Annotated in this window: 6 protein-coding genes and 1 pseudogene; 4 read left to right on the top strand and 3 right to left on the bottom strand. The window is 62.8% G+C overall.

Features of this window, described 5'->3' with window-relative positions; all coding sequences use genetic code 11:
- Window positions 1-649 (top strand): annotated as a pseudogene (locus EN925_RS15535) (hypothetical protein); the annotation flags it as partial.
- A 12-nt stretch (window positions 650-661) separates the two neighbouring features.
- Here EN925_RS15535 and EN925_RS15530 read toward each other — a convergent pair.
- A complete protein-coding gene (locus tag EN925_RS15530; protein WP_127385356.1) occupies window positions 662-2194 on the bottom strand; it encodes an acyl-CoA carboxylase subunit beta in 1533 nt (510 codons plus the stop codon).
- A 409-nt stretch (window positions 2195-2603) separates the two neighbouring features.
- On the opposite strand from EN925_RS15530, the gene EN925_RS15525 reads away from it, so the two are divergent.
- Window positions 2604-4028 carry a DEAD/DEAH box helicase gene (locus EN925_RS15525; protein WP_127385355.1) on the top strand — a complete coding sequence of 475 codons (1425 nt, stop codon included), beginning with the start codon at window positions 2604-2606 and terminating at the stop codon, window positions 4026-4028.
- A gap of 103 nt (window positions 4029-4131) precedes the next feature.
- Here the strand turns inward: EN925_RS15525 and EN925_RS15520 are convergent, their stop codons facing one another.
- Entirely contained in the window at window positions 4132-5094 is a 963-nt protein-coding gene (locus EN925_RS15520) for an alpha/beta fold hydrolase (protein ID WP_127369298.1), read from the bottom strand.
- Window positions 5095-5184: 90 nt separating this feature from the next.
- Window positions 5185-6006, bottom strand: coding sequence for an SDR family oxidoreductase (locus EN925_RS15515; RefSeq protein WP_024505081.1), 822 nt, complete (start codon window positions 6004-6006; stop codon window positions 5185-5187).
- Window positions 6007-6233: 227 nt separating this feature from the next.
- On the opposite strand from EN925_RS15515, the gene EN925_RS15510 reads away from it, so the two are divergent.
- Together EN925_RS15510 and EN925_RS15505 are read left to right on the top strand one after the other, a co-directional pair.
- On the top strand, window positions 6234-7268 hold the full coding sequence (locus EN925_RS15510) for a cysteine synthase A (RefSeq protein ID WP_064994176.1): 1035 nt from the start codon (window positions 6234-6236) through the stop codon (window positions 7266-7268).
- A partial coding sequence (locus tag EN925_RS15505; protein WP_245487227.1) for an alanine--tRNA ligase-related protein occupies window positions 7268-7463 on the top strand: 196 nt, incomplete at its 3' end. The genes EN925_RS15510 and EN925_RS15505, both read left to right, overlap by 1 nt.

Below are 7463 nucleotides of genomic sequence, written 5' to 3'. Positions count from 1 at the left end.
AAACTGGCAATGCGGCGGCGGCACCGTCTGCACGCCGCTGGCCACTGCTTCGGGCGTGCGCACCAAACTGGCGCAGTGCCTGCTGCCAAAGGACAGCGCTGACATGTTTTCCGGGCATCCTTGTCTGACCGGCTCGATCGCCAGCAATGCGGAGCAGCCTTTCAACGACCGCTACAGCATATCAGGCCAGTTCGCGGCCTTCGCTCCTGACGTTTCGCGCACCGCCTATACCTGCCGGCCACCGAAGATCGGCGTGCCTGGCGGGATCGCTTATCGCGGTTGCAACGACAAGGACCGTGTCTTCGCGGCTTTCAAGGCCGGCAAGCCGATGCCGAACGAGATCTGCGGGCTGGTCGGCGGCAAGAAATTTGACATCTGCGTGGCCACCAACAATTTCGACCAATGCCTTGGCGGCGCCGTCAATCGCGGCAACCGGCCGGCCTGTTCGGCCGATCATTTCTGCCGCGAGGACTATATGTGCCAGTCGCTGCCGCCGGACACGCCGGGCATCGGCAAAGTGAAAGGCATCGGCTTCTGCTCGCCGACCTATTTCATCTTCCAGATGCGCATCGACAACCACGCAACGCCATGGGGCAGCCCTGTCCGTGCCACGATGGGAGCGGAGTTCGGGGCGGCGGAAGAGGAGTGAGTTGCCGGCGCCTCACAGCGGGATGTTGTCGTGCTTCTTCCAGGGGTTCTGCATGTCCTTGTTGCGCAGCATGCGCAGCGCCCGGGCGATGCGGCGGCGGGTCGAATGCGGCATGATCACCTCATCGACATAGCCGCGCTCGGCGGCGACGAAGGGTGACAGGAAGCGATCCTCGTAAGCCTTTGTATGAGCTGCGATCTTTTCGGCGTCACCGATGTCCTTGCGGTAGATGATCTCGACCGCGCCTCTGGCGCCCATCACCGCGATCTGCGCCGTTGGCCAGGCATAATTCATGTCGCCGCGCAGATGTTTTGAGGCCATCACGTCATAGGCGCCGCCATAGGCTTTGCGGGTGATGACGGTGATCTTCGGCACAGTGGCCTCGGCATAGGCGAACAGCAGTTTCGCGCCATGCTTGATCAGCCCGCCATACTCCTGCGCTGTGCCGGGCAGGAAGCCGGGGACATCGACGAAGGTGACGATCGGGATCGAAAAACAGTCGCAGAAGCGCACGAAGCGCGCCGCCTTGCGGCTGGCATCGGAATCGAGCACGCCGGCCAGCACCATCGGCTGGTTGGCGACGAAGCCCACCGTGCGGCCCTCGACGCGTCCAAAGCCGGTGACGATGTTTTTCGCGAAATTCTGCTGGATCTCGAAGAAGTCGCCTTCGTCGGCGACCTTCAGGATCAGCTCCTTGATGTCGTAGGGCTTGTTGGCGTTGTCGGGGACCAGCCGGTCGAGCGACAAATCATGGTCGGTGACCGACTGGTAGCATTCGATCTCGGGAAGCTCCGATGTGTTGGAAGCCGGCAGCAGGTCGACCAGCCGGCGCATCTGCAGCAGCGCCTCGACGTCATTGTCATAGGCTCCGTCGGCGATCGACGATTTCGTTGTGTGGACGGAGGCGCCGCCGAGACTCTCGGCGGTCACCGTCTCGTTGGTCACGGTCTTCACCACATCCGGCCCGGTGACGAACATGTAGGAGGTGTCGCGCACCATGAAGATGAAATCGGTCATGGCAGGCGAATAGACGTCGCCGCCGGCGCACGGTCCCATGATCACGGAAATCTGCGGGATGACGCCTGAGGCCAGCACGTTGCGCTGAAAGATCTCGGCATAGCCGCCGAGTGCTGCCACGCCTTCCTGGATGCGCGCGCCGCCGGCATCGTAGAGGCCGATGATCGGCGCCCGGTTGCGCAGCGCCATCTCCTGCACCTTGATGACCTTCTCGGCATGCGCTTCCGACAGCGAGCCGCCGAACACGGTGAAATCCTTGGCGAAGAGGTAGACCGGGCGGCCGTTGACGGTGCCCCAGCCGGTAACGACGCCGTCGCCCGCGATCTTGGTCTTTTCCATACCGAAATCGGTCGAGCGGTGCTCGACATACATGTCGAACTCCTCGAACGAGCCCTCGTCGAGAAACACCTCGATGCGTTCGCGCGCGGTGAGCTTGCCCTTCTTGTGCTGGGCGTCGATGCGCGCTTGGCCGCCGCCCATGCGGGCGATCTCGCGGCGGCGCTCGAGTTCCTTCAGCACGTCCTTCATCGATTACCTCCCAAGCCAGCGGCATTTCGTGGTAATCGTGCCGGCAAGCGAGCGCAAGCGCCGCTTGCTCCGTCGATTTTGCTGCGCTGCAACATGAGCCCCCTTGCATTTGGTGGCGAACTGGGCCATATGCGGCGGCATAGGCGCTTGGGCCGGGACTTATCCGGCCTTCTCGACGAATGAGACTGGTTGCGTCTGTTTTCCCTCTTTCCGGTATATCGGCCCTTTTTCCGGTAAATCACAAAGCGGCGAAAAAGCCCCGTGGCATGATGCCTGCGGGCACGACAGCGCAGCCGAGTGGACGAACCCGTCCGCCCGCCTTGTCGTTTCATGAAAATTTGTTCGACGGCAGGTTGCGCCCTGCCGCCATCGATGTTTGCGGCCAGAAGCCGCGTGAAAGAAGATTATTTTGACCAACGAAAACACTTTGCCCGGTAGCAACACTGCGGAACTCACCGGTTTCGCGGCACTGGGTATTACGGGCGCGCTGCTCAAGGCCACCCACAACGCCGGCTTCACCGAGCCGAAGCCTATCCAGGCGCAGGCTATCCCGCCGCAGATGGAAGGCCGTGACATTTTCGGCATCGCCCAGACCGGCTCCGGCAAGACCGCGGCCTTCGCTCTGCCGATCCTGTCGAAGATCATCGCACTCGGCACCAAGCGCCGGCCGAAGACGGCGCGTGCGCTTATCCTGGCGCCGACGCGCGAACTCGCCGTGCAGATCGAGGATACGATCAAGATCCTCGCCAAGGGCGCGCATGTCTCGACCGCGCTCGTGCTTGGCGGCGTCTCGCGCTTCAGCCAGGTGAAGAAGGTTGCGCCCGGCGTCGATATCCTGATCGCAACGCCCGGCCGGTTGACCGACCTGGTGCGTGAGGGCGACCTCATACTTGCCGACACCAAATGGCTGGTGCTCGACGAGGGCGACCGCATGCTCGACATGGGCTTCATCAACGACGTCAAGCGCATCGCCAAGGCGACCGCGCCCGATCGTCAGACGGTGCTGTTCTCGGCGACCATGCCCAATGAAATCGCCGAATTGGCCAAGGGCCTGCTGAAGAACCCGATCCGCGTCGAAGTCGCGCCGCAAAGCACGGCAGCGGCCGAGATCGTGCAAGGCGTCGTCTTTGCCCGCACCAAGCAGAAGCGCCAGGTGCTGTCGACGATGCTCGCCGATGAGGCGATGAAGTCCGTCATCATCTTCTCGCGCACCAAGCATGGTGCCGACAGGGTGACCAAGGACCTCGAGCGCGATGGCTTCAAGGCCGCCGTCATTCACGGCAACAAGTCGCAGAACGCCCGCCAGAAAGCGCTGAACGATTTCCGCGACGGCTCGGTGCGCATTCTGGTGGCGACCGACATCGCGGCGCGCGGCATCGACGTACCCGGCATCAGCCATGTCGTGAATTTCGATCTGCCGGATGAAGCCGAGAGCTACGTCCACCGCATCGGCCGTACCGGCCGCAACGGCATGGACGGCATCGCGATCACGCTTTGCGATCCTTCCGAGAACAGCAAGCTGCGCCAGGTCGAGCGCATCATCCGCACCAAGCTGCCGATCGTTGCCGACCATCTCGGCAGCCCCGATCCGCTGCGCAATCCGGCTGAAAAGAACGAGCGTTTCGAGCCGGCCAATGACCGCAACGACCGCAATGGCCGTCGCGACGGCAGGCGGCCCGGTGGCGAGAACAAGGGCAACGGCTTTGGCAAGAAGCGCTTCGGCGACAAGCCGGCCTTCGCCGGCGAGCGCAAGCCGGACGGCGCCAAGCCGGCCTTCAAGGGCAACAACAAGCGCCGCTTCGGCGGTAAGCGTCCGGCTGCGCGGGCCGCGTAAGCCAGACCGCGCTGTAGTCAGTCAAGCTTCGGCTGGCTGATTGCCGAGACGAAACAAGAAAAGGGCGGCCGAAGCGATGCTTCGGTCGCCCTTTTTCGTCGGCCTACTTCACCACCGCTTCGATCCAGACGGCGATCCTTTGCGCCAGAAACGCCGTGGTCGATGGCGACAGTGCGTCGCCGGCAATGACGTGATTGTCCGGGTCGCCAGTGTCGTCGACCGGAACCAGTTCATGCGGCGCGCCCCAGCGCCCGGCAATCTCGCGGCTGCGGTCGGCCCGCACCACTTTGTCCGAATCAGAAAAGATGAACAAAGCAGGGACGGTCGCCTTCTCCACCGGCGCGCCATAGGCAAGCTCGGTCAGCGCCTGCATCGGCAAGGTTGCTTCGATCGGATAGCGGGTGGTCCAGAATTTTTCATTCAGCGCGTTGCGCGGCACGAAGCTATGTTCCTTGCCGGCGACCAGCCTGGCGATTTGTTTGCCCCACGGCATGGTCAGGATCCCGGCGCCCGAAGTCTTGACCCCGAAGTTCGGGGAGATGAACGCAATCGCCGCCACCCCGTCCGACGCACCGGGCTGCGTTGCCGCCCAGACCGCCAGCGAGCCGCCGGTCGAAGTCGAGATGACGATCACCTTGTCGCCGATCGCCCGGCCGATGGCGAGCGCCTCCTCATAGTCGTTGATCCAGGCATTGATGCTGCCTTGCGTCATCGCCGCGCCATCCTGCCCATGACCGGTAAGCCGTGTGTAGAAGAGATTGGCGTCAAGCTGTTCCGCCACTTCGTCAGGCAGCGGGCGGACCTCGCCCTTCGATGCGGAAAAGCCGTGGATGTAGACGATCGATAGCGGGGTCCTGGCATGCACCAACGGATCGGCCCAGACGATCTCCTTCTCCAGCCCGTCTCGGATTCCGGGGATGGCGGCTTCCGCCTTTGCCACATAGGCCTGCGGATCGTCGCCGATGAGCGAGGGATCGAAACGGATCGTGGTGTCGACGCGAACGCGCGGGCCGAACACGAAGGCCAGTGCGAGAACGGCAATAAGGCCCAGCACAGCAAGCACGATCGTCGCCCCATCGCAGACTCCACGCGGCACTTGTCTCAACCATGGCGACGGCGGCCCGAAAACGGGGAGCCTGCCAATTTCGCAGGCGTCCTATTCGATCGGCGGCTTGCGGTCGTAATGCAGAGGCCGCGCCTTCCAACTGGTCATCAGGCTGATAAACCCTCTGCACAGCGGCCTCGGCAGCAGGGCGAGCAGTTTCAGCGGCCAGCTTGTCCGGCGCGGGAAATGGACTTCGAAGCCGCCCGATTTGATGCCCCGCGCCATGCGGCGCGACGCACGGCTGACCGGCATCAGTCCCGGCATCGGCAGCATGTTCTTCTCAGTCAGCGGGGTGTCGATGAAGCCAGGATTGAACACCTGGATACGCACGTTCATCTTGTCGAAATCATACTTCAGCGACTCGGCCAGGATGTTGATGGCCGCCTTGGTGCCGCCATAGGCGGCCGTTGTCGGCCAGCCGAAATAGGACGTCACGGAGCCGACCAGCACGACATGGCCGCGCGCCCGCACACGCATGCGTTCGACCGCGGGCACGAGACCGTTGATGATGCCGAAATAATTGACCTCGAAGGACCGGCGAAAGTCGTTGACGACAAGATTCTCCCCCGGCGTCGAAATGTAATTCCCAGCATTGAAGATGGCGAGCACGATGGGACCGAGCTCCTTCTCGATCGCAGCGACGGTCCTTGCCATGCGCGGCTCGTCGGTGACGTCGCAGGGAAAGGCCGTGACGCTGCCCGGCATCTGCGCGGTCTCGACGACAAGCGTGTCGATCGGATCGTCGTCGAGCGCCGTCACCGCGACGGCATAGCCCTGGGAAGCAAGATCCCTGGCCAGGGCACGGCCGATGCCGCTCGATCCGCCCGTGATCCAGGCGACGCCGTGCTTCGGGTTGGCCCGGTAGAGTGTCATGCTGCGCCCTGTCGACTTGTTGGTGCTTTGCTCTAGCGATGAAGAAATCGAATGAAAAGCTGCTTTTCAACGTCAGCCGGAAAATGAGCTGTGGCGCAAGAGGTCGGTTTCGGGAAGCGCTGACGCAACTACAGTACCGCAAATGCGACTGGACCAGACAAATTCTTGCCTTGAAACTGCAGCTTCGGGTTTCTAGGGTTTCGGCGCACCTACACAAGGAATCCTGAATGCCCCGTTCTGTGATCGACGCGATCGGCAACACGCCTTTGATCCGCCTCAACAAAGCTTCGGAACAAACCGGTTGCGAGATCCTGGGCAAGGCCGAATTCATGAATCCGGGCCAGTCGGTCAAGGATCGCGCCGGCCTGTTCATCATCCGCGATGCCGAGCAGCGTGGGCTGCTGAGACCCGGCGGTGTCGTCGTCGAGGGAACGGCGGGCAACACCGGCATCGGGCTGACGCTGGTCGCCAAGGCGCTCGGCTATCGCACCGTCATCGTCATTCCCGACACACAGAGCCAGGAGAAGAAGGACACGATCAAGCTGCTCGGTGCCGAACTGATCGAAGTGCCTGCCGTGCCCTACAAGAACCCCAACAATTATGTGAAACTGTCGGGGCGGCTGGCCGAGCAACTGGCGCGGACCGAGCCGAACGGCGCCATCTGGGCCAACCAGTTCGACAATGTTGCCAACCGTGACGGCCATATCCGCACCACAGCGGAGGAAATCTGGAGCCAGACCGGGGGCAAGGTCGATGGCTTTGTCTCGGCGGTCGGTTCCGGCGGCACGCTGGCCGGCGTCGCCTTTGGGCTGAAGGCGAAAAGCAAGGATGTGAAGATCGCGCTGGCCGACCCTCTGGGGGCCGCGCTCTACTCCTTCTACACCAGCGGCGAGCTGAAGTCCGAAGGCAGCTCGATCACCGAAGGCATCGGGCAGGGGCGCATCACCGCCAATCTCGAAGGGTTCACGCCGGACTTTTCCTTCCAGATCCCCGATGAGGATGCGCTGCCGATCGTCTTCGACCTGATCCAGGAAGAGGGGCTTTGCGTCGGTGGCTCGACCGGCATCAACATTGCCGGCGCGATCCGCCTGGCCAGGGAATTGGGTCCCGGCCACACCATCGTGACCATTCTTTGTGACTACGGCACGCGCTATCAGTCAAAACTGTTCAACCCGGAATTCCTGCGCGAGAAGCAACTGCCGGTGCCAGGCTGGATGGAGCTGAAGAGCACAATTTCGGTGCCGTTCGAAAAGGTCGCGTGATGGCAAACAGGACGGATGCCCTGTTTCGCGACGACGCCTATCTGCGCACGGCGGATGCGAAGATCGTTGCCGTCAACGATCGCGGCGGCATCATCCTCGACCGGACGATCTTCTACGCCACTTCGGGCGGCCAACCGGGCGATACCGGTTATCTCGAACGCGCGGACGGCAGCCGCATCGCCATTGCCGCTACCC

It is taken from the genome of Mesorhizobium sp. M7A.F.Ca.US.006.04.2.1, from assembly GCF_004022915.1.
GTDB lineage: Bacteria > Pseudomonadota > Alphaproteobacteria > Rhizobiales > Rhizobiaceae > Mesorhizobium > Mesorhizobium ciceri.
This window is presented reverse-complemented; position numbering and strand designations above follow the sequence as displayed.